The 22,835-nt window shown below is 73.0% G+C and carries 21 protein-coding genes; 11 read left to right on the top strand and 10 right to left on the bottom strand.

Annotated elements, in window-relative coordinates:
• Positions 1 to 22: 22 nt before the first annotated feature.
• Positions 23 to 1,384 carry an ROK family transcriptional regulator gene (locus AC069K_RS06455; RefSeq protein ID WP_478612669.1) on the bottom strand — a complete coding sequence of 454 codons (1,362 nt, stop codon included), beginning with the start codon at positions 1,382 to 1,384 and terminating at the stop codon, positions 23 to 25.
• Between the two features lie 150 nt (positions 1,385 to 1,534).
• Here AC069K_RS06455 and AC069K_RS06450 point away from each other — a divergent pair, with 150 nt between their 5' ends.
• From AC069K_RS06450 to AC069K_RS06435, 4 genes are read left to right on the top strand one after another with little or no spacing between them, the layout of a single operon-like run.
• Positions 1,535 to 2,848, top strand: a complete 1,314-nt coding sequence (locus AC069K_RS06450) for an ABC transporter substrate-binding protein (RefSeq protein WP_365101311.1) — start codon at positions 1,535 to 1,537, stop codon at positions 2,846 to 2,848.
• Between the two features lie 8 nt (positions 2,849 to 2,856).
• Positions 2,857 to 3,885 carry a carbohydrate ABC transporter permease gene (locus AC069K_RS06445; RefSeq protein ID WP_478612666.1) on the top strand — a complete coding sequence of 343 codons (1,029 nt, stop codon included), beginning with the start codon at positions 2,857 to 2,859 and terminating at the stop codon, positions 3,883 to 3,885.
• Complete coding sequence (locus AC069K_RS06440) at positions 3,872 to 4,729, top strand: carbohydrate ABC transporter permease (protein ID WP_478612663.1); 858 nt, start codon at positions 3,872 to 3,874, stop codon at positions 4,727 to 4,729. The genes AC069K_RS06445 and AC069K_RS06440 overlap by 14 nt, the downstream gene beginning before the upstream one ends.
• Positions 4,730 to 4,764: 35 nt before the next feature.
• The gene (locus AC069K_RS06435; RefSeq protein WP_365101306.1) at positions 4,765 to 6,129 is read left to right on the top strand and encodes a GH1 family beta-glucosidase; all 1,365 of its coding nucleotides are present in this window, start codon (positions 4,765 to 4,767) and stop codon (positions 6,127 to 6,129) included.
• Positions 6,130 to 6,134: 5 nt separating this feature from the next.
• Here the strand turns inward: AC069K_RS06435 and AC069K_RS06430 are convergent, their stop codons facing one another.
• Positions 6,135 to 6,614: an NUDIX hydrolase gene (locus tag AC069K_RS06430; RefSeq protein WP_478612659.1), complete on the bottom strand. Its 480-nt coding sequence runs from the start codon at positions 6,612 to 6,614 to the stop codon at positions 6,135 to 6,137.
• A 47-nt stretch (positions 6,615 to 6,661) separates the two neighbouring features.
• On the bottom strand, positions 6,662 to 7,438 hold the full coding sequence (locus AC069K_RS06425; RefSeq protein WP_365101303.1) for a GNAT family N-acetyltransferase: 777 nt from the start codon (positions 7,436 to 7,438) through the stop codon (positions 6,662 to 6,664).
• 146 nt (positions 7,439 to 7,584) lie between these two features.
• Here AC069K_RS06425 and AC069K_RS06420 point away from each other — a divergent pair, with 146 nt between their 5' ends.
• Positions 7,585 to 8,718, top strand: a complete 1,134-nt coding sequence (locus AC069K_RS06420; protein ID WP_478612656.1) for a sensor histidine kinase — start codon at positions 7,585 to 7,587, stop codon at positions 8,716 to 8,718.
• A gap of 36 nt (positions 8,719 to 8,754) precedes the next feature.
• Positions 8,755 to 9,423, top strand: coding sequence for a response regulator (locus AC069K_RS06415; RefSeq protein ID WP_478612653.1), 669 nt, complete (start codon positions 8,755 to 8,757; stop codon positions 9,421 to 9,423).
• Positions 9,424 to 9,433: 10 nt separating this feature from the next.
• On the opposite strand, the gene AC069K_RS06410 is transcribed toward AC069K_RS06415, so the two are convergent.
• The 6 genes from AC069K_RS06410 to dhaK form a co-directional block, all read right to left on the bottom strand.
• Positions 9,434 to 9,868, bottom strand: coding sequence for a MarR family winged helix-turn-helix transcriptional regulator (locus AC069K_RS06410; protein ID WP_478612650.1), 435 nt, complete (start codon positions 9,866 to 9,868; stop codon positions 9,434 to 9,436).
• A 224-nt stretch (positions 9,869 to 10,092) separates the two neighbouring features.
• Positions 10,093 to 10,629 carry a PadR family transcriptional regulator gene (locus AC069K_RS06405; protein ID WP_478612648.1) on the bottom strand — a complete coding sequence of 179 codons (537 nt, stop codon included), beginning with the start codon at positions 10,627 to 10,629 and terminating at the stop codon, positions 10,093 to 10,095.
• Between the two features lie 46 nt (positions 10,630 to 10,675).
• Positions 10,676 to 12,697 (bottom strand): NADPH-dependent 2,4-dienoyl-CoA reductase, encoded by a 2,022-nt coding sequence (locus AC069K_RS06400; RefSeq protein ID WP_365101295.1) that lies wholly within the window; start codon positions 12,695 to 12,697, stop codon positions 10,676 to 10,678.
• 171 nt (positions 12,698 to 12,868) lie between these two features.
• Positions 12,869 to 13,252 carry a PTS-dependent dihydroxyacetone kinase phosphotransferase subunit DhaM gene (locus AC069K_RS06395; protein ID WP_365101550.1) on the bottom strand — a complete coding sequence of 128 codons (384 nt, stop codon included), beginning with the start codon at positions 13,250 to 13,252 and terminating at the stop codon, positions 12,869 to 12,871.
• A 107-nt stretch (positions 13,253 to 13,359) separates the two neighbouring features.
• On the bottom strand, positions 13,360 to 13,956 hold the full coding sequence (gene dhaL / locus AC069K_RS06390; RefSeq protein ID WP_478612643.1) for a dihydroxyacetone kinase subunit DhaL: 597 nt from the start codon (positions 13,954 to 13,956) through the stop codon (positions 13,360 to 13,362).
• 45 nt (positions 13,957 to 14,001) lie between these two features.
• Positions 14,002 to 14,994, bottom strand: coding sequence for a dihydroxyacetone kinase subunit DhaK (dhaK, locus tag AC069K_RS06385; protein ID WP_478612640.1), 993 nt, complete (start codon positions 14,992 to 14,994; stop codon positions 14,002 to 14,004).
• Positions 14,995 to 15,652: 658 nt separating this feature from the next.
• On the opposite strand from dhaK, the gene AC069K_RS06380 reads away from it, so the two are divergent.
• Together AC069K_RS06380 and AC069K_RS06375 are read left to right on the top strand one after the other, a co-directional pair.
• Positions 15,653 to 17,257, top strand: coding sequence for an adenosine deaminase (locus AC069K_RS06380; RefSeq protein WP_478612637.1), 1,605 nt, complete (start codon positions 15,653 to 15,655; stop codon positions 17,255 to 17,257).
• Positions 17,258 to 17,299: 42 nt separating this feature from the next.
• Positions 17,300 to 18,361, top strand: a complete 1,062-nt coding sequence (locus AC069K_RS06375; protein WP_478612635.1) for a trypsin-like serine peptidase — start codon at positions 17,300 to 17,302, stop codon at positions 18,359 to 18,361.
• Positions 18,362 to 18,632: 271 nt separating this feature from the next.
• Here the strand turns inward: AC069K_RS06375 and AC069K_RS06370 are convergent, their stop codons facing one another.
• Positions 18,633 to 20,087: a multicopper oxidase family protein gene (locus AC069K_RS06370; RefSeq protein ID WP_478612632.1), complete on the bottom strand. Its 1,455-nt coding sequence runs from the start codon at positions 20,085 to 20,087 to the stop codon at positions 18,633 to 18,635.
• Between the two features lie 508 nt (positions 20,088 to 20,595).
• Between AC069K_RS06370 and AC069K_RS06365 the strand changes: the two genes are divergently transcribed.
• From AC069K_RS06365 to AC069K_RS06355, 3 genes are all read left to right on the top strand, one after another.
• A complete protein-coding gene (locus AC069K_RS06365) occupies positions 20,596 to 20,838 on the top strand; it encodes a hypothetical protein (RefSeq protein ID WP_358835602.1) in 243 nt (80 codons plus the stop codon).
• Positions 20,839 to 20,899: 61 nt separating this feature from the next.
• Positions 20,900 to 22,135: an SPFH domain-containing protein gene (locus tag AC069K_RS06360; protein ID WP_478612627.1), complete on the top strand. Its 1,236-nt coding sequence runs from the start codon at positions 20,900 to 20,902 to the stop codon at positions 22,133 to 22,135.
• A gap of 207 nt (positions 22,136 to 22,342) precedes the next feature.
• On the top strand, positions 22,343 to 22,714 hold the full coding sequence (locus AC069K_RS06355; RefSeq protein ID WP_478612624.1) for a luciferase domain-containing protein: 372 nt from the start codon (positions 22,343 to 22,345) through the stop codon (positions 22,712 to 22,714).
• Positions 22,715 to 22,835 lie beyond the last annotated feature (121 nt).

The following is a 22,835-nucleotide window of genomic DNA, read 5'->3' as shown; positions in this document are numbered from 1 at the left end:
GGGCCCCCGACCGATGCGGCGGTCAGCGTACGGCACGCTCCTCGACGGAGGCCCGCCAGCCGGGCTGCGGGGAGAGGGCCGGCGCCTCCTCGCCCGGCGCGCGGTGGCCGCCGCGCGCGAAGAAGTCGGCCAGGGGCAGGGTGGCGGCCCCCACGGTGACCGCGTCCGGGCCGAGCCGCCCCAGCTCGATGGTGACGCGCTCGGCGGGGTGGCGCAGGGCGTACGCGGTGGCGTGCGCGCGCACCGACTCCAGAATGTACGGGCCGAGCTGGAGGCCCGCCCAGCCGCCCACGAGGATGCGCTCGGGGTTGTAGAGGTTGATGAGGTCGGAGAGCCCGGCGCCGAGGTACTCGGCGGTCTCGTCCAGGACCGCCCGCGCCACGGGGTCGGGGGAGCGGCGGGCGCCGTCCGCCGGGTTCCCGCCGGGGCCCGCGTCCGTCCCGGCGCCTTCCGGGTAGGCCGCCGCCACCAGCGCCGACACCGCGGCCTCCTCCTCGATGCCGTCCGGCAGGGCGGCGCCCGCCTCGCGCCAGCGGGCGACCAGCGCCTCCGCGCCCGCGTACGCCTCCAGGCACCCCGGAGCCCCGCACCGGCAGCGCCTTCCCCGGACGTGGACGGTGGTGTGGCCCCACTCGGCGGCGCTGCTGTGCGCGCCCCCGTAGATCTGCCCGTCGGAGACGATGCACGCGCCCACGCCCGAGCCGAAGAGCACGATCACCGCGTCCCTCGCGCCGCGTCCGCCGCCGAACCACATCTCGGCCTGGCCGAGCGTCTTGGCGCCGTTCTCCACGAAGAGCCGGAAACCGGCCGGGAGTTCGTCCGCGAGCGCGGTACGCAGCAACGCCTCCAGCGGGACCGCGTCCCAGCCGACGGTCTGCCCGTGCACCACCGCTCCTTCGGCGCCGCTGCGGTCGACGATGCCCGGGACCCCGACGCCGATGCCGAGCAGCCGCTCGGGCGCGAGGGCCGCTTCCCGCAGCACGGCGGCCACCCCGTCGCGGATGAGCCCGACGATGTGGTCCACGTCGTACCCGCCCGGCGCCAAGGTCAGCTCCGCGCGCGCCAGTTCGCTCATCACCAGGTCGAAGAGCTCGACCCGGACCCGGGTCTCGCCGACGTCGACGCCGATGAGGTGGCCGCTGTCGGGGGTGACGCGGAGCAGGGTGCGCGGGCGGCCGCCGTCGGAGTCGACGACGCCCGCGTCCTCCAGGAGACCCTCGGCGGCGAGCTCGGTGACCACGTTGCTGATGGAGCCTGAACTCAACCCGGTGGCGGGGCCGAGTGCTTGACGGCTCGTGGGGCCGTCGAAATACAACCGTTGCAATACCGCGGTCCGGTTGTCGCGCCGCAGGTCACGAACGGTTCGTCTGTTCGGCATGGCCATATGGCTCCCTCCCTGCGTGCAACATACCGTCGCGCGGGGCCTTGACGCGACCTTCTCTCGGGTCTTAACTCACGTCCTAAATTAAGGCGTGAGTCCGTTCAGGACCTGAACCCGGACACCTCTGGAACCCCGGAAAGGGGCGATCCCGTCATGCGCAGACTCCGAGCCGCGGCTGCCTTCGCGACCGTCACCGCTCTCGCCGCCACCGCGAGTGGCTGCGGTGGCGGTTCCGCCACGGGAGGGGGCGGCAACGACTCCCCGAAGTCCCTGACGTACTGGGCGTCCAACCAGGGCCCGAACATCGAGGCCGACAAGAAGCTCCTGACCGCCGAGCTGAAGAAGTTCGAGCAGCAGAGCGGGATCGAGGTCAAGCTGGAGGTCGTCCCCTGGTCCGACCTGCTCAACCGCATCCTCGCCGCCACCACCTCCGGCCAGGGCCCCGATGTGCTCAACATCGGCAACACCTGGTCCGCCTCCCTCCAGGCCACCGGCGCCCTCCTGCCGTGGGACCGGGCCGCGTTCGACGCGATCGGAGGCCGGGCCCGGTTCGCGGACTCCGCGGTCGCCGCGGCCGGGGCCCCCGGCAAGGACCCGGCGGCCGTCCCGCTGTACTCGCTGTCGTACGCGCTCTACTACAACAAGAAGATGTTCGCCGACGCAGGGATAGCCAAGCCGCCCGCGACCTGGGACGAACTCGTCGCGGACGGCAAGCGGCTCTCCAAGGACGGCACCTGGGGCCTGGGCGCCGAGGGCGCCAACCTCGCCAACAACATCCACCAGGTGTTCGTCCTGGGCAAGCAGCACGGCGCCGACTTCTTCGACGCGGCCGGCAGGCCCACCTTCACCTCGGACGGCGCGGTCGCCGCGGTCAAGCAGTACGTCGACTTCATGGCCAAGGACAGGATCGTCGCGCCGGGCAACGCGGAGTACGCCCAGAACCAGTCGCTGCGCGACTTCTCCACCGGCAGGACCGCCATGGTGCTGTGGCAGGCCGCCGCCTCCACCTTCGCCGCCCAGGGCATGAAGCCCGAGGACTGGGGCGTGGCGCCGGTGCCGGTCCCGGCCGGGACGCCGGACAGCGCCAGGAACATCAACTCGATGGTCGCGGGCATCAACATCTCGGTCTTCAAGAACACCCGCAACCGCGACGGCGCCCTGAAGTTCGTGAAGTTCATGACCAGCGACGAGGAACAGAGGATCCTCAACAAGACGTACGGCTCGATCCCGCCGGTCAAGGCTGCCCAGCAGGACCCCGCCTTCGGCGCCCCCGACACCTCGGTCCTCAAGGACACCCTGCTCAAGAGCGCCGCCCCGCTGCCGCAGGTCCCCGAGGAGTCCCAGTTCGAGACGGCCGTGGGCACCGCCGTCAAGGGCCTGTGGGCCGACGCGGCGGCCGGCCGCGCCGTCACCACCGAGTCCGTGAAGGCGGCCCTGGCCAAGGCCCAGCAGCAGATGCCGAAGTGAGCGCCCCCGTGACCCCGCCCAGCCCCACCCCCGCGCCTCTCGCCGTCGACGCGCGGGCGCGGCCGGAGCGCGGCGAACGGCCGGCGCCCTCCCGGGGCCGCCGCGGCTCCCGCGCCCCCGGCCGCGTCCGCCGGGCGAGCCTGCCGTATCTGCTGCTGCTCCCGGCCCTCGCCCTCGAACTCCTCGTCCATCTGGTGCCGATGGTCATCGGCGCGGTGATGAGCTTCAAGACGCTCACCCAGTTCTACATCCGCGACTGGTCCACGGCGCCCTGGACCGGATTCGACAACTACCGGATCTCCGTCGACTTCTCCGCGCCCGTCGGCCGCGACCTGCTCGACTCCTTCGTCACCACCTGCCTGTTCACGGTGGCCTCGGTGGCGCTGTGCTGGCTGCTAGGCACGGCCGCCGCCGTCTTCACGCAGGACGGCTTCCGCGGCCGGGGCCTGCTGCGCGCGCTCTTCCTCGTCCCGTACGCGCTGCCGGTCTACGCGGCCGTCATCACCTGGGCGTTCATGTTCCAGCGCGACAACGGGCTGGTCAACCACGTCCTGTACGACCAGCTCGGGCTCGGCGGCGAGCGCTCCTTCTGGCTGATCGGCGACAACAGCTTCGTCGCCCTGCTGACCGTCTCGGTCTGGAAGGGCTGGCCGTTCGCCTTCCTCATCGTCACCGCCGGACTCCAGAACATCCCGCGGGAGCTGTACGAGGCCGCCGCCATCGACGGCGCCGGGACGTGGCAGCGGATCCGCCGGATCACCCTGCCGTCGCTGCGCCCGGTCAACCAGGTCCTCGTCCTGGTGCTGTTCCTGTGGACGTTCAACGACTTCAACACGCCGTACGTGCTGTTCGGCCGCTCGGCGCCGAAGGCGGCCGACCTCATCTCCATCCACATCTACCAGTCCTCGTTCGTCACCTGGAACTTCGGCACCGGCGCCGCCATGTCGGTCCTGCTGCTGCTCTTCCTGCTCGTGGTGACGGGCCTCTACCTGCTGCTGACCTCCCGGGGAAGGAAGACCGCCGATGGCCAGCCATAGCCCCACCGCCCCGCCCCGCTCCTTCGTCCTGGCCCGCCGGGTCTTCCTCACCCTGCTCACCGGCTTCGTGCTGCTCCCCGTCTACGTGATGGCCAGCAGCTCCCTCAAGCCGCTGAAGGACGTGTCGGGACGCTTCCGCTGGCTGCCCAGCGGGCTCACCGTCCGCCCCTACCTCGACATCTGGAAGACCGTCCCGCTGGCGAAGTACTTCGTGAACTCGCTGATCGTGGCGGGCGCGGCGACCGTCCTGTCCGTCGCCGTCGCGATCCTCGCGGCGTACGCGGTGAGCCGCTACCGCTTCCGCGGCAAGCGGGTGTTCACCGTGACCGTGCTGTCCACCCAGATGTTCCCCGGCATCCTCTTCCTGCTGCCGCTGTTCCTGATCTTCGTCAACGTCGGCAACACCACCGGCGTCGCCCTCTACGGCTCACGCGGCGGACTGATCCTCACCTACCTCACCTTCTCGCTGCCGTTCTCCATCTGGATGCTCATCGGCTACCTCGACTCGGTCCCGCGCGACCTCGACGAGGCGGCGATGGTCGACGGCTGCGGGCCGCTGGGCGCGCTGCTGCGGGTGGTGGTCCCGGCGGCGGTCCCCGGCATCGTGGCGGTCGCGGTGTACGCGTTCATGACGGCGTGGGGCGAGGTCCTGTTCGCCTCCGTGATGACGAACGACACCACCCGGACCCTCGCCGTGGGCCTCCAGGGCTACGCCACCCAGAACGACGTGTACTGGAACCAGGTCATGGCCGCCTCGCTGGTCGTCAGCGTGCCGGTGGTCGCCGGGTTCCTGCTGCTCCAGCGCTATCTCGTGGCCGGGCTCACCGCCGGGGCCGTGAAGTGACGAACCGCCGACCCCACCTCCCCGAAAGGCCTTTCGTGACCGAGCCCATCGACCTCGCCGCCCTCCCGGAGGACTTCGCCTGGGGCGTGGCCACCTCCGCGTACCAGATCGAGGGGGCGGTCGCCGAGGACGGCCGGGGCCCCTCGATCTGGGACACCTTCTCCCACACCCCCGGGAAGACCGACGGCGGCGACCACGGCGACACCGCCTGCGACCACTACCACCGGTGGCGGGAGGACATCGCGCTGATGAAGGAGCTCGGCGTCACCTCGTACCGCTTCTCGCTCGCCTGGCCGCGCATCCTCCCCGGCGGCGACGGACCGGTCAACCGGGCGGGGCTGGACTTCTACTCCCGCCTGGTCGACGCCCTCCTGGAGGCCGGGATCACCCCCAACGCCACGCTCTACCACTGGGACCTGCCCCAGGCCCTCCAGGACCGGGGCGGCTGGCCCGCCCGGGAGACCGCCGAGCACTTCGCCGCGTACGCGTCCGTCGCGGCCCGTGAGCTCGGCGACCGCGTCCCGCTGTGGTCCACCCTCAACGAGCCGCTGTGCTCGGCCTGGATCGGCCACCTCGAAGGGCGCATGGCGCCGGGCCTGACCGACATCAAGGCCGCCGTCCACGCCTCCTACCACCTGCTGCTCGGCCACGGCCTGGCCACCCGGGCGCTGCGCGCCGCCGCCCCCGGCGCCCGGGTCGGCATCGTCAACAACCTCTCGACCGTCGAACCCGACTCCGCCTCCGAGGCCGACCTCGCCGCGGCCCGCCGCATGGACGGCCACGTCAACCGCTGGTGGCTGGACCCGGTGCACGGCCGGGGCTTCCCCGCCGACATGAGGGAGGTGTACGGCGTCGACCTGCCCGAGCGCCCCGGCGACCTCGACGCCATCGCCGAGCCGCTCGACTGGCTGGGCCTGAACTACTACTTCGGGGTGCGCGTCGCCGACGACCCGCACGGCCCCTACCCCTTCGCCCGCCAGGTCCCGCGCCCGCGGCTGCCGCGCACCGGCATGGGCTGGGAGATCGACGCGAGCGGCATCGAGGCCCTGCTGATGCGGCTGACCGACGACTACGGGGCCCGCCGCCTCCACGTCACCGAGAACGGCTCGGCCTTCCCCGACGCCGTCCTGCCCGACGGCACCGTCCACGACCCCGAGCGCGTGCGGTACCTGCGCGAGCACCTGGCCGCGTGCGCCCGCGCCGCCCGCAGGGGCGCCCCGCTCGCCGGGTACTACGCCTGGTCGCTCCTGGACAACTTCGAGTGGGCGTACGGCTACGACAAGCGGTTCGGCCTGGTGCACGTCGACTACGCGACGCAGCAGCGCACCGTCAAGGGCAGCGGACGCCACTACGCGCAGATCATCGCGGACCACCGGGGCCGCGCTCCGCGCGCCGCCTGACCCCGTCAGGTCCGCCCGGCCCCGTCCAGGTGCGCGGCCAGCCGGTCGAGGAAGACCCGCTGTCCCGCCACCAGCCGGGCGGACGCCTCCTCGGGCGCGAGCCAGGCGAACCGGTCCATCTCGGGGAACTCCCGCTGGACGCCCGAGCCCCGGGGCCACTCCATGGTGAAGGTCCCGGGCACGGCGCCCGCCACGTCCAGGTCGCCCTCGACCGCCCACACCGTCACCACCTTGCCGCCTCCCTGCCGCGCCTCCCCGAGCGGCACCGGAGTGCCCTCGGGGGCGGGCAGGCCCAGCTCCTCCGCGAACTCGCGCCGGGCCGCCGCCTGCGGCAGCTCCTCGGGGTCGTACTCGCCCTTGGGAATCGACCAGGCGGCCTCGTCCCGGCCGGCCCAGAACGGGCCGCCCATGTGCCCGATCAGCACTTCGACGCCGCCCGGTCCGGTCCGGTACAGAAGGAGCCCCGCGCTGCGTTTCACGGCCATGGCCACCAGTGTGCTCGGCGGCCGGGCCCCCGGCGAGAGGGCGCGCCCTACGGCCGGCGGACGTACGGGGTGGTGGTGCTCAGCCGGGCGAAGCCCAGCCGGCGCAGGATCGGCTCGCTCCGGTCGGAGGCGTCGACCTGGAGGAAGCGGTAGCCGCGCTCGACGGCGACGCGGGCGCGGTGGGCGACCAGCGCCCGGTAGATGCCCCTGCCGCGCCACGCCTCGGCGGTGCCGCCACCCCACAGCCCCGCGAACTCCGTCCCCGGGACCAGCTCCATCCGGGCCGCGCACACCGGCACCCCGTCCGCCACCGCCACCACCGCGACCAGCGTTTCGGGGGCCTCGGCGAGCTGGAGTTCCAGGCGCCGGGCGAGCCTGGAGGCGTCCCCTCCGAACGCCTGCTCGTGCACCGCGCTCATCATCGCGACCCCGGCCGCGTCGGTCACCGGCACCAGCTCCACCCCCTCGGGCAGGGCCACGTCGTGCAGCTGGTCCGCGGCCTCGGCCACCATCAGGGCCTCGGCGGGCTCGGCCGTGAACCCGGCGGCGAGGAGGCGTTCACCGAGGTCGCCCGGGGTGTCATGGGCGTACAGCTTCCACTCGAACTCGCGGCCCAGCGAGGCGAAGTGCTCCACCTGCGCGGCGATCTCGCGCTCCGCGCACTCCTCGTCGAGACCGGACCAGAGGATCCCGTTCCAGGCGGGATCCGGCCCCACGTGACGCACCACCCGGCCCACGCGTTCCACCTCGGCTCCCGGGCCGTCGGCCGGGGGGTTCTCCCGCATCTGCCGGTCGAACAGGGCCAGTACCGCTTCGTTGTCCATGCGCTCACTCCAACATCACCGGAGTCCGGTGGCAAACGACTTGTGGACCCCCGCGGAGGGAGCGGGTCCGTGTACAACTCCCGCGGTAGTGGGCTGCACCGCGAACGGTTGACGCCACGCTTCTGACCTGCGCCTAGGCTGCGGTCATGCGGATCCGCCCCGGTGCCGCCGACGTGCTCGTCGCGCTGGCACAGACCTGTGTCGCCGTGCTGTTGGGACGCGAGGCCTCCAGCCAGGGGCAGCCCCCGCTCGACCTGGCCGGATACGGGCTCGCCATCGTCATCAACATGGCGTGCGCCTTCCGCTCCAAGGCACCCGTGGGGGTCTGCCTCTTCGTCCTCGCCACCTGGACGCTCTACATCGCCCTGGGGAACTGGCCCGTCGTGGGCAGCTACGGCGGCATGATCGCCTGTTACACGGTGGCCGCCACCCGTCCCGCCCGGATCTCCGCGGGCTGCGCCGCGCTCCTCGGCGCCGTCTGGCTGTTCGCCGGGTTCCGCGTCGGCGGCGGCTCCCTTCCCTCCGTCGCCGTCCAGGCGATCGCCGTACCGGCCGTGATCCGGCGGTTCGGCCGGGTCGCGCGCCGCTCATCCCGGCTCGCCGAACAGCTCGCCCGGGAGCAGGAGGCCCGGGCCAGACGCGAGGTCGCGGAGGAACGGGGCCGCATAGCGCGGGAGTTGCACGACATCATCGCCCACCACATGTCGGTGATCTCGGTCCAATCGGGCCTGGCGCGGTTCGTCTTCACCTCCGACCCGGCCACCGCCCGGGGCGCGCTGGGCACCATCTCGGCCACCAGCCAGGAGGCGCTGGAGGAGCTGCGGCGCATGCTGCACGTGCTGCGCGCCGAGGACCTCGACGACGAGCCGTCGGCCCCGATGCCCGGTCTCGCGCGGCTGCCGGACATGGTGGAGCGGCTGCGGGCCGGTGGTCTGCCCGTCGAGCTGCGGGTGCGGGGGCCGGAGCGGACGCTCGCGCCCGGCGTCGACCTGTGCGCGTACCGGGTGGCGCAGGAAGCGCTGACGAACGTCCTGAAACACGCGCCGGGCGCCGCCACGACCGTGGAAGTCTCCTACGAGCGGAACCATGTCGCCCTCGCCGTCGTGAACGACGGTACGGAAGCGGGTCCGGCCGGAAACCGGTCGGGCGCGGGACACGGGTTGATCGGAATGCGGGAACGGGCCAAGCTCTACGGCGGCACGATCACCACCGGCCCGGGGCGCGAGGGGGGCTTCGAGGTCCGGCTGCTGCTGCCGACCTCGGCCCGGCCGACCGCCTGACCGGGGCCGTACGACACAGGGGGAAGACGCGACTCCATGACCAGGGCACTCGTGGTCGACGACCAGTTCCTCGTACGGGCCGGCCTGGTCGCGCTGCTGCGGGCGGCGGGCATCGACGTCGTCGGCGAGGCGTGCGACGGCGAGGAGGCGGTCGCCCAGGCGGCGCGGACGCGCCCGGACGTGATCCTGATGGACATCCGGATGCCGGGGACGAACGGCATCACCGCCACGGAGCGGATCCTCGCGGACGCCGAGGACCCCGCGCCGCGCATCCTGATCCTCACCACCTTCGACCTGGACGAGTACGTGTACTCCGCGCTGCGGGCCGGCGCCTCGGGGTTCCTGCTCAAGGACGCGGGACCGGAGCGGCTGCTCAACGCGGTCGCGGTGGTCGGCGGCGGCGACATGCTCTTCGCGCCGACCGTCACCCGGCGCCTGGTGGAGGCCTTCGCGCGGCCCGCCGAGCGGGCCCCGCGGCCCTCGGCGGACCTGGCGGCGCTCACCGCCCGGGAGACCGAGGTCCTCACACTCACCGCGCGCGGGCTGTCGAACCAGGAGATCTCCGGCCACCTCTTCATCAGCGAGGCGACGGTGAAGACCCATCTGAACCGGGCCATGAGCAAACTGGACCTGGCCAGCCGGGCGCAGGCGGTGGTGCTGGCGTACGAGTCGGGGCTCGTCACCCCGGGCGGCGGCGCCCGTTAGCCCGGGGGCGTCAACTGCCGTCCGGCGCCGTGCTGTTGTAGCGCAGGAGGTAGGCGGCGAACCGGTCGAGGTCGGTCTCGTCCCAGTCCGCGAGGCGTTCGTGGAAGGCGTGCCGGCGCAGCACCGCCGCCTCGGCGAGCTTCTCGGTGCCCGCGGCGGTCAGGTGCAGCAGCTGGATGCGGTGGTCGGCGGGGTCGCTGCGGCGCTCGATGAACCCCAGCTTCTCCAGGGCCGCGATCTGCCGGCTGATCGTCGACTTGTCGAGCATGTAGTACGCGGCGAGGTCGGTCGCGCGGCACCCCTGCTGGTCCTCCAGATGGGACAGCAGCGTGAAGGAGACCAGCGACAGCTCCGGGTGCATCCGCGCGGCGGCGGCCCGCGCACGGCGGGCGAACGCGGTCAGCTCCCGCTGGATGGTGGTGACCGACTGGTCTCGGCTGGGCACGGCTGGTCCTCTCACTGGCTAGTTGCATAATACAACGCCAGTGGGTGATGTCCCGCGTCACGCGGCCGCGTGTTCCCCGCGCCGGGGCGGTACCACGGCCGCGGAGGCGAGCCGGATGAGCCGTCCTCCCCGCGCCCGCGCGCGTGAGGAGACCATGGCCGGGCAGCTAGGCCGCCTTCGCTCCGTCCTCCCCGCGCCCGCGCGCCCGCGTGAGGAGAACGCCCTCACTCCTCCTCGTCCACCGTCTCCAGCGCCTGCGTCAGCCAGCGGATCCAGAACGTCTCCAGCTCGATGCCGCCGCGCAGCACGAGGTGGCGCAGCCGGTCCTGCTCGCTGTCGCGCTCCGGCGGGAAGTCCCGCCGCTCGATCGACTCGTACAGCTCCAACTGCCGCTCGTGCAGGGCCAGATGGCGGCGCAGCTCGGCGGGGAGGCCCGCCGTGCCGACCACCGCCGCCGCCCGCACCCGCAGCAGCAGCGGGTCCCGCATGGCGCGCGGGTCCTGCCCGGCGGCGGCCCACGCGGCGAGCTCCGCGCGGCCCGCCGGCAGCACCTCGTACTCCTTCTTCTGGCCGCGCGCCGGGGTCTCGGACGGCAGCGCGCGGATGAACCCGGACTGCTCCAGCTTGCCCAGCTCGCGGTAGATCTGCTGATGCGTCGCGGACCAGAAGAAGCCGAACGACTTGTCGAACCGGCGGGTCAGCTCGAGCCCCGACGAGGTCTTTTCGAGCAGGGCGGTCAGGATCGCGTGCGGGAGGGACATGAGCGCATCGTAGGTTCCCCGGGACCGGCCGCGCCGACCGCGGTCCTCACAGGGCCGCCGCCAGCCTGGTGCCCTGGTCGATGGCGCGCTTGGCGTCCAGTTCGGCGGCCACGTCCGCGCCGCCGATCAGGTGCGCGGTGGCGCCCGCCGCCGTCAGCTCCTCGTACAGATCGCGGCGCGGCTCCTGCCCCGCGCACAGCACCACGGTGTCCACCGGCAGCACGGTGGAGGCGCCGTCGACGGTGATGTGCAGCCCGGCGTCGTCGATCCGGTCGTAGCCGACGCCCGGCACCATCGTCACGCCCCGGTGCTTGAGCTCGGTGCGGTGGATCCACCCCGTGGTCTTGCCGAGCCCCGCGCCGACCTTGGAGGTCTTGCGCTGGAGCAGGTGCACCGCGCGCGGGGGCTTGGGACGCTCGGGCGCGCGCAGTCCGCCGCGCTCGCCGTACGAGGTGTCGACGCCCCACTGCCGGAAGTACGTCTCGGGGTCCAGGCTCGCCGCGTCCCCGCCGTCGGTGAGGTACTCGGCGACGTCGAAGCCGATGCCGCCCGCGCCGACGATCGCCACCCGCTCGCCGACCGGCGCGCCGTCGCGCAGCACGTCGAGGTAGGTGAGCACGCTGGGGTGGTCGGAGCCCGGGATCTCCGGGGTGCGGGGCGTCACGCCGGTGGCGACGACGACCTCGTCGTAGCCGCCCGCGGTGAGCTCCTCCACGGTCGCGGTGGTGTTCAACCGGACGTCCACACCGCGCAGTTCGAGCTGCGTGCGGTAGTAGCGCAGCGTCTCGTGGAACTCCTCCTTGCCGGGGACGCGCTTGGCGATGTTCAGCTGGCCGCCGATCTCCGCCGCGGAGTCGAAGAGCGTGACCGCGTGGCCGCGCTCGGCCGCCGAGACCGCGCAGGCCAGCCCCGCCGGGCCCGCGCCGACCACGGCGATGCTCTTGCGGCGCCGGGTGGGGGAGAGGACCAGCTCGGTCTCGTGGCAGGCGCGCGGGTTGACCAGACAGGAGGTGATCTTCCCGCTGAAGGTGTGGTCCAGGCAGGCCTGGTTGCAGCCGATGCAGGTGTTGATGGTCTCCGGGGCCCCCGCGGCCGCCTTGGCGACGAACTCGGGGTCGGCGAGGAACGGCCGCGCCATCGACACCATGTCCGCCCGGCCCTCGGCGAGCAGCCGCTCGGCCACCTCCGGGGTGTTGATGCGGTTGCTGGTGATCAGCGGGATGGAGACGGATCCCATCAGCTTCTTGGTCACCCAGGTGTACGCGCCGCGCGGCACCGAGGTGGCGATGGTCGGGATGCGGGCCTCGTGCCAGCCGATGCCGGTGTTGATCAGGGTCGCCCCGGCCGCCTCGATGGCCCGCGCCAGCGTGACGACCTCCTCCAGGGTGGAGCCGCCCGGCACCAGGTCCAGCATGGAGAGCCGGTAGACGATGATGAAGTCCGTGCCGACGCGCTCGCGGGTGCGGCGGACGATCTCGACGGGGAAGCGCATCCGGTTCTCGTACGAGCCGCCCCAGCGGTCGGTGCGCCGGTTCACGGCGCCCGCGACGAACTCGTTGATGAGATAGCCCTCGGAGCCCATGATCTCGACGCCGTCGTACCCGGCGGACTTCGCCAGCTCGGCCGCGCGCACGAAGTCCTCGACGGTCCGCTCGACCTCCTCGTCGGTGAGGGCGTGCGGCACGAACGGGCTGATGGGGGCCTGGAGCGCGCTCGGCGCCACCAGGTCCTGGTGGTAGGCGTACCGGCCGAAGTGCAGGATCTGCATCGCGATCCGCCCGCCCGCCGCGTGCACGGCGTCGGTGACCGTGCGGTGCTGGGCGGCCTCCGCCTCGGTGGTGAGCTTGGCGCCGCCCTCGTAGGGGCGGCCCGCGTCGTTGGGGGAGATGCCGCCGGTGACCATGAGGCCGACCCCGCCGCGCGCCCGCTCGGCGTAGAACGCCGCCATCCGCTCGAAGCCGTTCTCGGCCTCTTCGAGCCCGATGTGCATGGACCCCATCAGCACCCGGTTGGGGAGGGTGGTGAAGCCCAGGTCGAGGGGGCTCAGCAGGTGGGGGTAGTCGCTCATCGGGGCGCCTCCAGATACGGCGGTGTCGTCGCCTCCAGTTGTAGAGCACGGGGAGCGTGTTGTGCAACAAGTTGCATAAAGGTTCTGTGCGGCCGCCGGCCGGACCGGTGCGCCCGACGGGCGAGGGTCCGGCGGGAGACTCCCGCCGGACCCTCACCCACGTGGCGCGGCTCACACCTTCCGGTAGCCGTACGCCTCCGAGGCCGCCGCCTCCACCGCGTCCAGCGGCGCCCCCGCCGAGGCGCTCACGACGGCCGCCACCGCGCCCTCGACGAAGGGCGCGTCGATCAGCCGCGTCCCGGGCGGCAGCTCGTCCTCGGCCAGCAGTGCCTTCACCGTGAGCACCGCGCTGCCCAGGTCCACCAGGACCGCCACGCCCGCACCCCCGTCGACGGCCGCGGCCGCCTCGGCGATCAGCTCCGAGCTGGTGCCGAGGCCCCCGTCGGGGGTGCCGCCCGCCGCCGCGACGGGAGCGGTCGTACCGCCGCCCGCGAGCCCGGTCGCCAGTGCCGCGACGGCCGCGGCGACCTCCGCGCTGTGCGAGACGAGCACCACCCCGACGAGCCCCGCGGCCCCGCCGTCCCGCTCGTCCTCCCGGCCGTCCCGGCCGTCCCGGCCGTCCCGGCCGTCCCGGCCGTCCTCCCCGCCCGCCCCGCCCGCGCTCACGCGGCGGCCTCCTCAAGCGCCTCGACCAACAGCGCGGCCGAGGTCGCGCCGGGGTCCTGATGCCCGATGGACCGCTCGCCCAGATAGCTGGCCCTGCCCTTGCGGGCCCGGAGCGGTACGGTCGCCAGCGCCCCGTCCCGCGCCGCCGTCCCCGCCGCCGCGAAGGACTCCCCGAGCGCCTCGACGGCCGGGAGCAGCGCGTCCAGCATCGTCTTGTCCCCGGCCGCGGCCCCGCCCAGCGCGGCGACGGCCGCGACCCCCTCGCCCAGCGCCGCCGCGAACTCCTCCCGGCTCACCTCCGCCCGGTCGCCGAGCGCCTTGCCGGTGCGGCGCAGCAGCGTCCCGTACAGCGGTCCGGAGGCGCCGCCCACGGTCGAGATCAACTGCCGCCCGGCGAGGGCGAGTACGGCCCCGGGGGTGTCCGGGGCCTCCTTGTCCAGGGCGGCGGCCACGGCGGTGAACCCGCGCTGGAGGTTGGCGCCGTGGTCGGCGTCGCCGATGGCCGAGTCCAGTTCGGTCAGCCGGGGCGCCTCCCGGCCCACGGCCGAGGCCGTCACGGTCATCCAGCGGCGGAAGAAAGCGGCGTCGAGCACGAGCGACTCCTTGAAGGTGCGGACGGGGTGCGGCGAGCGGTGTGTTCAGCAGCCCCACCGCAGCGCGGGCGTGTTCACGGGCGCGTCCCACAGCCGCAGCAGCTCCTCGTCGGCCTGGCACAGCGTCACCGAGGCGCCCGCCATGTCGAGCGAGGTGACGTAATCGCCCACGAGCGTGCGCGCCACCGGGACGCGCCGCTCGGCCAGTACCCGGTGCACCTCGGCGGTGAACCCGTACAGCTCCAGGAGCGGTGTCGCCCCCATGCCGTTGACGAGCAGCAGGACGGGACTCGACGGTTTCAGGTCCTCAAGGACCGCGTCCACGGCGAAGTCCGCGATCTCCCCGGAGGTCATCATGGGCCGCCGCTCACGCCCCGGCTCGCCGTGGATGCCGACGCCGAGCTCCAGCTCGCCGGGCGGCAGGTCGAACGTCGGGCCGCCCTTGGCGGGCGTGGTGCAGGCGCTGAGCGCGACGCCGAAGCTGCGCGAACTCGCGTTCACCCGGCGGGCGATCGCCTCGACCCGCTCCAGCGGAGCGCCCTCCTCGGCGGCGGCGCCCGCGATCTTCTCCACGAAGAGGGTGGCGCCGGTGCCGCGCCGCCCGGCGGTGTAGAGGCTGTCGGTCACGGCGACGTCGTCGTCGACGAGCACCCTGGCGATCGTGACGCCCTCGTCCTCGGCGAGCTCCACGGCCATGTCGAAGTTGAGCACGTCACCGGTGTAGTTCTTGACGACGAACAGCACCCCGGCCCCGCTGTCCACGGCGGCCGCGGCCCGCACCATCTGGTCCGGCACCGGTGAGGTGAACACCTCTCCGGGACACGCGGCGGAGAGCATCCCGCGCCCCACGAACCCGCCGTGCAGCGGCTCGTGCCCCGACCCGCCCCCGGACACCAGCCCCACCTTCCCGGCGAACGGCGCGTCGCGCCGCACGATCACGCGGTTCTGCACGTCGACGGTCAGCTCGGGATGCGCGGCGGCCATCCCGCGCAGCGCGTCCGCCACGACCGTCTCGGCCACGTTGATCAGCATCTTCATGGGTGCCTCCGGGTGGGCGTGGATGGTGTCGGGGAGGGTGCGACCGGGGCCGTCCGGAACCGGACGGGGCCGCGCGTACGGGCGTACTCCCTCCGGGCGTTCGGCGGGGCCGCGGCTGCGGATCACGGTAGTCACTGCCGGGGCCCCCGGCCCCGGACGACCCCCGCGTGTCGGCCACTCGGGGGGCCGGTCGCGCGCGGGTCGGACGGTTGCGGTGCCGTGCCCGTGAGTATGGGGGGCGGAGCCAGGAGAGGGACAGGGCATGACGAAGAGTCGCGGTCCGCGGCGGCGGTGGAGGGTGGCGGCCTGGACGGCCGCACTGGGCCTGGCCGTATGCCCGCTCGGGTCGCCCCCGTCGGCCGTCGCCAGTGTGGTCGGGATGCCCCGGGGGGCCGCCGCCGGCCGCGTGGAGGCCGGCCGTCCTGCCGGGGCGTTCCCCGGCGGGGACGGGCAGCGTGCGGCCAGAGGGTTCCCTGGCGAGGACGTACAGCGTTCGGCTGGGGGGTTCCCTGGCAGGGACGGGCTGCGTGCGGCCGGGCAGTTCCCCGGCGGGGACGTACAGCGTTCGCCCAGGGATTTCCACGGCAAGGACGTACCTCACGCGGCCGATGAGACCCCTGGCGGGGACGGAGAGCGCGCCGCCGAGGGCACCCCGGGCGTGGCCGAACAGCGTGCTGCCGAGGGGATCCCGGACGCGGGCGAACAGCGCGATACCGAGGGGATCCTGGGCTTGGGCGAACAGCGTGCTGCCGCAGGCAGGCCGGGCGTACGCGAACAGCGCGCCGCCGAGGACCGGTTGGCGCGTGTCGCCCGCAGCCCCAGCGACCTCGACCTCCTCCTCCGCGAGCTGCCCAAGGGCGGCGACCTCCATCACCACCTCGGTGGAGCCGTCCCCCCGGAGTCGCTTCTCGTCTACGCCGCCCGGGACCGCAAATGCGTCGACACCACCACCTACGTCGTGGTCCCCAGGCGCGAGCCGTGCGTCCCGGGGCAGCGGCCCGCCCGGGACGCCGCCCGGCCCGGGCCGTTTCGCGGCGAGGTCGTCCGGGCCTGGTCGATGCGCGGATTCGTCCTGCCGCCCGACGGCGACCCGCGGCCCGGCCACGACCACTTCTTCGCCACCTTCGGCAAGTTCGCCGAGGCCGAGGCGGGCCACGACGCGGACATGCTGGCGGAGGTGGCCCGGGCCGCCGCACGCGAGCGGACCACGTACGTGGAGACGCTGGTGACAGTGGCAGCCGAGCCGCTGCGCCGCCTGGTGGACCGGGTGCACCCGGCGGACCCCGGCCCGTCCGGGCTCGCCGGGTTCCACCGCGTCCTCACCCGCGACCCCCGCTTCGAGGAGATCGTCCGGCAGGCCGGGGCCGCGTACGACCAAACCTTCACCCTCTACCGCCGCCTCCTCGGCTGCGCCCGGACGCCCGCGCCGCCCGCCTGCTCCGTCGTCGTCCGCTTCGACTACCAGGTCGGCCGCGCCCAGCCCGCCCGCCAGGTGTTCGCCCAGGAGATCCTCGGCTTCGCCCTCGCCCACCGCCGGCTCGGCCGGGTGGTCGGCGTCAACCTGGTCCAGCCCGAGGACGACCCCGTCGCCCTGCGGGACTACACCCTGCACATGAGGATGACCGGCTTCCTGAAGTCCCGCTCCCCGTCCGTCCACGTCAGCCTGCACGCGGGCGAGCTGGTCGCGGGCCTGGGCGGCGTGCGCGACCGCGACCTCGCCTTCCACATCGCCCAGGCCGTCGGCCTGGCGGGCGCCGAACGGGTCGGGCACGGCGTCGACCTCCTCCACGAGCGCGGCCACCGGGCCCTGGCCGCCCGGATGCGCGAGCGGCACGTCCTCGTCGAGGCCCCGCTCATCAGCCACGCCCAGATCCTGCGGGTCACCGGCGACCGCCACCCCCTGCACACCTATCTCGACGCCGGTGTGCCCCTCGCCCTGGCCACCGACGACCCGGGTGTCAGTGGCAGCGGCCTCACCGACGTCTACCGGCTCGGCGTCACCGACCAGGGCCTGGACATGGGGGAGTTGCGCACCTCCGCGCGCGCCTCGCTGGACCACGCCTTCGTCGAGGGGGCGAACCTGTGGAGGGAGCAGGACCGGTACGACGCCTTCGCCGCGCCCTGCCGCCACGACACCCCCGACCCGGGCCACCCGCCCGGCGCCGGCTGCCGCGCGTTCCTGGCCGCCAGCCCCAAGGCCGCGCTCCAATGGCGGCTGGAGACGGACTGGCGGGCGTTCGAGCGCCGCGGCGCCCGCCGTTGAGCCTCGCCGGAATACCGGGATGATTCGGGCAGAATGCCGCCCATGACTCTCTTCGATCGGCGACCGCCGCGGCGAACCGCGTGCCGGCCGGTGCTGCGGCTGGGGCTCGCCGCCGCCGCTTCGGGGGCGCTCCTGCTGACCGGCGGGGCGCCCGCCGACGCGGCGAACGCGCCCGGCACGGACCGTACGGGGGAGGAGGCGGTCCTCGACGCCGAGCGGTGGTCGGACGCCGACGCCCTCGGCTTCTGGACCCCGGGGCGCATCGCCTCCGCCACCGACCCCGGGCGCCCCCGCCCGGGCGGCGGCCCCGCCGGGACGCCCGGACCCCCGGCCGCCGTGCCCGGAACGCCGAGCGCCGAGCACTTCCCCGGGATCGCCTCCGTCGGCGTCCTGTTCACCTCCGCGGGCCCCGGCCCGACGACCGGCGAGCTGCGCGCGCACAGGTGCTCGGCGAGTGTGGTGGAGGGCTCGGGGCGCAGTCTCATCCTGACGGCGGGTCACTGCGCCGGGCGGCGGGCCGTGTTCGTCCCGGGGTACCGGCCGCGCACCGGCCTCGCCGACCAGCCGTACGGCTTCTACCGGGTCACCGACTGGTACGTGGACGACCGTTACGTCCGCAACAGCAAGGAGGCCGTCTCCGACCTGGACTACTCCTTCGGCAGCCTCGCCCCCTCGCCCACGGGCAAGGACGCCGAGGACGTGGTGGGCGCCAACCGGGTGGTCCGGACGACCGGCTACCGCCATGACGTGACGATGCTCGGCTATCCCCGGGTGGGCCGCAATCCGGCGGACACCCCGGTGCGCTGCTCGGCGCGGTCGGGACGGCTGGCCGGCTTCCGGCAGATGCGGGTCGAGTGCGCCGGGATGTGGGGCGGGGTCTCGGGCGGACCGTGGTTCTCCGACGTCGACTGGGACGACGGGACCGGCGAGATCATCGGGAACGTCGGCGGCTACAACGGCGGCGGCATGGACGTGCCGGAGTCCGACCCGCGCTACCACCGGATCACCTACAGCCCGGTCTACGGCGACCGCTTCTTCCGGCTCTACGCCGACGCCCGCGGCGGGCGCCACCCGCACTACGGCTCGTACCGCTCGTACCGCTGACCCGCCGGGCGAACGGGCTTCGGGCGAGCGGAAGTCTGGCACTGCGAGCGTCGGGCGTTGCGGGAGTTGGGCGGACGGCGGGTGGAACCGGTACACCGGGTCCACCCGCCGCCCTGACCGCACCGCGGCCCGCTGCCATGGGTACCCTCCGGGCTGCCTGGCGGGGGCGCAGGAGCCAGCAGGGGGCGGGGTCACGACACGGCCGTACCGGGGGTGGGCGCAGGCGCCGCGGGAGGATTCCCTGAGCGCCCCCGCCGCTGCGGCACGGGCCTCAGACGACTTCCATCGTCGCCATCATGCCCATCGACGCGTGGTCGAACATGTGGCAGTGGTAGACGTACTTGCCTCGGTAGCCGGTGAAGGTGGCCTGCACCTTCACCTTCTCGCCGGGCATCAGCCGGACCGTGTCCTTGAGCCCGGCCTCGGGCCCGGACGTCACCGGTACGCCGTTGCGCTCCAGCACCCGGAACTGCACCAGGTGGATGTGGAAGTTGTGCGGCACGCGCTGGTTGACGTTGGAGACGGTCCACACCTCGGTGTCGCCGTACTTGATGGTGGTGTCGACGCGGGTGTGGTCGTACACCTTGTCGTCGATGTACCCCATGCCGTCCGCGATGTTCTCGTCCACGCGCAGCACGATGTCGCGGTTGACGGTCGGCACCGCCAGCGCGGGCAGGGTCCGCAGCTTGGCCGGGACCCGGCTGTAGTCCGCGGCCTTGCGGGTCACCCGGAACTGCAGGACCGGCGTCGGCGGGACACCCACCGGCACGTTCTCCGTGTTGACGATCTGGAGGGTGGTGCCCACCGGGTACTTGGAGAAGTCGATGACGACGTCGGCGCGCTCGCCGGACGTCAGCGAGATGGTGTCGGTGGTCACCGGCGCCTCCAGCAGACCGCCGTCGGTGCCGATGTGCTGGACGGTCGAGCCGTCCGACAGCTTCAGCGTGAAGAACCGCATGTTGGCCGTGTTGTACAGCCGGAAGCGGTATTTGCGCGCCGCCACCTCGAAGTACGGCCACGCCTTGCCGTTGGCGAGGATGACGTTGCGGCCCCGGAAGTCGTTCATCTGGTAGATGAACTGGCCGTTCTCGTCGAAGCGGGCGTCCCGGATGGAGATCGGAATGTCGTAGGCGCCCGACGGAAGGCCCAGGGCCTTCTCCGGCAGGTCCATCAGCGTGTAGATGCCGGTCAGACCCCGGAAGACGTTCTCCGACTCGATGTGGTGCGCGTGGTCGTGGAACCACAGGTTCGCGTTGGGCTGGCTGTTGGGGTACGTGTAGGTCTTCTCGCCGCCCGGCTGGATGAGGTCCATCGGGGTGCCGTCGCTGGACTCCGGGACGTGGCCGCCGTGCAGATGGATCGAGGTCGGCGTGGGCAGGTTGTTCTTCTGTGTGACCACCACGCGGTGGCCCGAGCAGGCCTTGATCCACGGTCCCGGCCAGTGGCCGTCGAAGGTGCGGACGGTCGTCTGCTTGCCCGGGATGATCTCCGTCTGCACCTCCTGCATCTCGAAGCTGTAGTACGAGGTGGTGCCCGATATCCGGTCCGGACGCAGGACCTGCGGAACCGTCATCTCCTGGGCGAACTTGGGGATGGTGGTGGGGTCGATGTCCGTCGTCGTCCGTGCCTGCGCCTCGCCGCCCAGGGCCGGAAGCAGCAGTCCCGCGCCCCCCACGGCGCCGGTCAGCGCGACACCGGCCTTCATCGCATTCCTGCGTGTGATCATCAAGAACTCTCCCAGCGAGACATGCTGAGGACGCCCCCGCGGCGTCCTGGCAGTGATCGTTCGGGCGGCGTACGGGCACTCCCGCAGACGCCGCCGGCCCGTCACGCGGTCCGGCGAGCGCATCGGCTCGCCGCCGCCCGACCGGCAGTCCCGGGGAACAGCCCCACCTGGTTCATGAAGCTCGGCCTCGGGGTGTCACATGGTGCTCCGGCGCCCTTCCGGGGTGGGGCCCGGCGTGACGCGGCAGATCTTGTCCCCACAGTCTCGTGGGGGTGCTCTGGCCGAACAAGACACTCTGGTTTCAGGGTTGTGTCAGATTTCGCAGATTACTTGCCAGTTGTGTAGGGGCTCTGGCACCCGAACGTCAGACTCCGTCAGGCACCCGAGGATGGGCCGCGCGGAGGCGGGGAGCTATCGTCGGAAGTCCGGATCGGTCGCGCGTCCGGAAAGTGCGGGCGGCCCCGTCCGTGAAGGGCCGGTTCCGCGTCGACGAGGGGGCGGTCGGGCGATGGAGCAGGACGAGGCCGTGATCGGCTGTACCGGCGAGGTGCTGATCGGCACCCGTGGCCCCGGCGGACCCGGTGAGGTCCTGGTACGGGTCCGCGGTGGCTCGGAGACCTTCCTCGCCTGGTCCGACGAGCCCCTGCCGCGCGGGGCGCGGGTCCTCGTCGTGGAGTCGCGCGGCACCCGTCAGGTCGACGTCATCGAGTGGTCCGACCCGCTGGACGAGCTGGGCCTCGGCACCGGCTGACACCGCCCGGTCCTCGGGTCCGCTCAGCAGCACACCAAGCAGCAGTCAAAGGGAGACCCCGATGTTCGGTTACCGCGTGCCCGCCCCCGACGAGGCGATGCTCATCTCGGGCGGCAGACGAGGTTTGGGAGGGGCGCCGTTCCGGGTGGTGACCGGGCACGGCAAGTTCGTGCTCCCCATCTTCCGCAAGACCCGCTTCCTCACCCTCGCCATGTGCGAGTCCGAGGTCACCGAGACCTGTGTGACCAAGCAGGGCATCGCCCTCAGCGTACGGGCGGTCATCGCCTTCAAGGTCGGCAACGACACCGAGTCCATCGTCAACGCCGGCCAGCGCTTCCTCTCCGACCAGGACCAGATGTCGGTGCTCACCGGCCGGATCTTCGCCGGCCATCTGCGGGCCATCATCGGCTCGATGACCGTCGAGGAGATCGTCACCGAGCGCCAGAAACTGGCCGCCGAGGTCCTGGACACCTCCAAGTCGGAGATGGCCAAGATCGGCCTGATCGTCGACTCGCTCCAGATCCAGTCGATCGACGACGGCGACACCGGCTACATCGAGGCGATGTCGGCGCCCCACAAGGCGGCCATCCAGCGCCAGGCCCAGATCGCCCAGGCGCAGGCCACCCAGGCGTCGGTGGAGGCCGAGCAGGTGGCCGCGCGCAACCAGGCCGAGTACGCCCGCCAGACCGCCGTCGTCAAGGCCGAGTACTCGGCCGAGGTCGACCGCGCCCAGGCCCAGGCCGCCCAGGCCGGGCCGCTCGCCCAGGCCCACGCCCAGCAGGAGGTCCTGGCGGCCCAGACCGAACTGGCGCTGCGCCAGGCCGAGCTGCGCCAGCAGCAGCTCGTCGCCGAGATCGTCAAGCCCGCCGAGGCCGAGGCCGAGCGCATCCGGGTGCTGGCCGTGGCCGATGCCGAGCGGATGAAGATCCAGGCCGAGGCGGCGGCCTCGTACGACCGGGTCGCCCTCGACCGGATGCTGATCGACCAGCTGCCGCAGATCGTCAAGGAGGCGGCGGGCGGCCTCGCGGGCGCCAACGTCAACGTGCTCAACGGGGCGGACGGACTGGGCGAGATCGCCGCGGGTCTGGTCGGCCAGGGCCTGACGATCCTCGACTCGGTACGCCAGAACCTGAGCGGATCCGGCCAGGGCCAGGACCGGCGCGAGGGTTCCGCGAAGAGCGCGCTGCCCGAGCTGCCGAGCTACCCCGGCGGCTCCGGAAAGCCGGCCGAGGACGCGTCGGCCGGGGAGCGTGCCCCGCGGCCCAGGAGCGGTGAAGGCCCCGTCACCCTGGACTGATCCGGCTCCCGGACCCCTCAGGCACGGATCTCCCGCGGGGCTCGCGATCAGCGTGACAGAGGGGTGTCCTCCGGGTGAATGGTGCGCGAGGATGGGGCCATGACCGCGGCCCATCGCGCCATGGCTCAGTTGGAGACATGGCCGAATCTGGTAAGTGGCGCGCCCCGGTGCGCCGTTGGGCAAGCCTTCAGCACGACGGAGTACGAGGTGGTGCACTTCCACTCCGACCACGCCGCCGATCTGCACCTCACCCACCCCGCGATCGAGCGGCTGCTGCCGGAGCTGCGGCGCAGCAGCGCGATCCGGGTGATGCCCGGATCCGCCTGGCTGACCGTGCTCCTGGACTGCGACGCGGACGTCGAGCTGCTGCTCAGCCTGATCAGTGTGGCGCTGAAGGCGCACGGCGACGTCCGCCAGCGCCACCCGGGCGCGCCCTGCGAGTGGTACGGGCCGCCCGTGGTCTCGCCGCGCGCCGCGGTCGAGGCGGTGGCGGTCGCCGCTCCCGCTCCGCAGGGTCTGATGCCCGCCGCCCGGCGGGCGATGGGCCGTTTCATCCCGCACGCCCACCGGCCGGGCTGACGCCCCGGCGCCCCAGTAGTCGGAGCGAAGGGGCGCCTGGTTCCGGCGTTTCGGCGTGGCCTGGATCACGCCCGCCCCAGGGGTGGAATCGGTAGATCATTGTGCGAACCCGCCGGTGGGA

This window comes from Streptomyces sp. NPDC043908 (assembly GCF_056435525.1).
This window is presented reverse-complemented; position numbering and strand designations above follow the sequence as displayed.

Coding starts and splice junctions, on each gene's coding strand:
- AC069K_RS06415 (WP_478612653.1), top strand. CDS start 8,755: ATGACCAGGGCACTCGTGGTCGACGACCAGTTCCTCGTACGGGCCGGC.
- AC069K_RS06425 (WP_365101303.1), bottom strand. CDS start 7,438: ATGGACAACGAAGCGGTACTGGCCCTGTTCGACCGGCAGATGCGGGAG.
- AC069K_RS06430 (WP_478612659.1), bottom strand. CDS start 6,614: ATGGCCGTGAAACGCAGCGCGGGGCTCCTTCTGTACCGGACCGGACCG.
- AC069K_RS06375 (WP_478612635.1), top strand. CDS start 17,300: ATGACTCTCTTCGATCGGCGACCGCCGCGGCGAACCGCGTGCCGGCCG.
- AC069K_RS06370 (WP_478612632.1), bottom strand. CDS start 20,087: ATGATCACACGCAGGAATGCGATGAAGGCCGGTGTCGCGCTGACCGGC.
- dhaK (WP_478612640.1), bottom strand. CDS start 14,994: ATGAAGATGCTGATCAACGTGGCCGAGACGGTCGTGGCGGACGCGCTG.
- AC069K_RS06400 (WP_365101295.1), bottom strand. CDS start 12,697: ATGAGCGACTACCCCCACCTGCTGAGCCCCCTCGACCTGGGCTTCACC.
- AC069K_RS06450 (WP_365101311.1), top strand. CDS start 1,535: ATGCGCAGACTCCGAGCCGCGGCTGCCTTCGCGACCGTCACCGCTCTC.
- AC069K_RS06440 (WP_478612663.1), top strand. CDS start 3,872: ATGGCCAGCCATAGCCCCACCGCCCCGCCCCGCTCCTTCGTCCTGGCC.
- AC069K_RS06365 (WP_358835602.1), top strand. CDS start 20,596: ATGGAGCAGGACGAGGCCGTGATCGGCTGTACCGGCGAGGTGCTGATC.
- AC069K_RS06420 (WP_478612656.1), top strand. CDS start 7,585: ATGCGGATCCGCCCCGGTGCCGCCGACGTGCTCGTCGCGCTGGCACAG.
- AC069K_RS06405 (WP_478612648.1), bottom strand. CDS start 10,629: ATGTCCCTCCCGCACGCGATCCTGACCGCCCTGCTCGAAAAGACCTCG.
- AC069K_RS06360 (WP_478612627.1), top strand. CDS start 20,900: ATGTTCGGTTACCGCGTGCCCGCCCCCGACGAGGCGATGCTCATCTCG.
- AC069K_RS06455 (WP_478612669.1), bottom strand. CDS start 1,384: ATGGCCATGCCGAACAGACGAACCGTTCGTGACCTGCGGCGCGACAAC.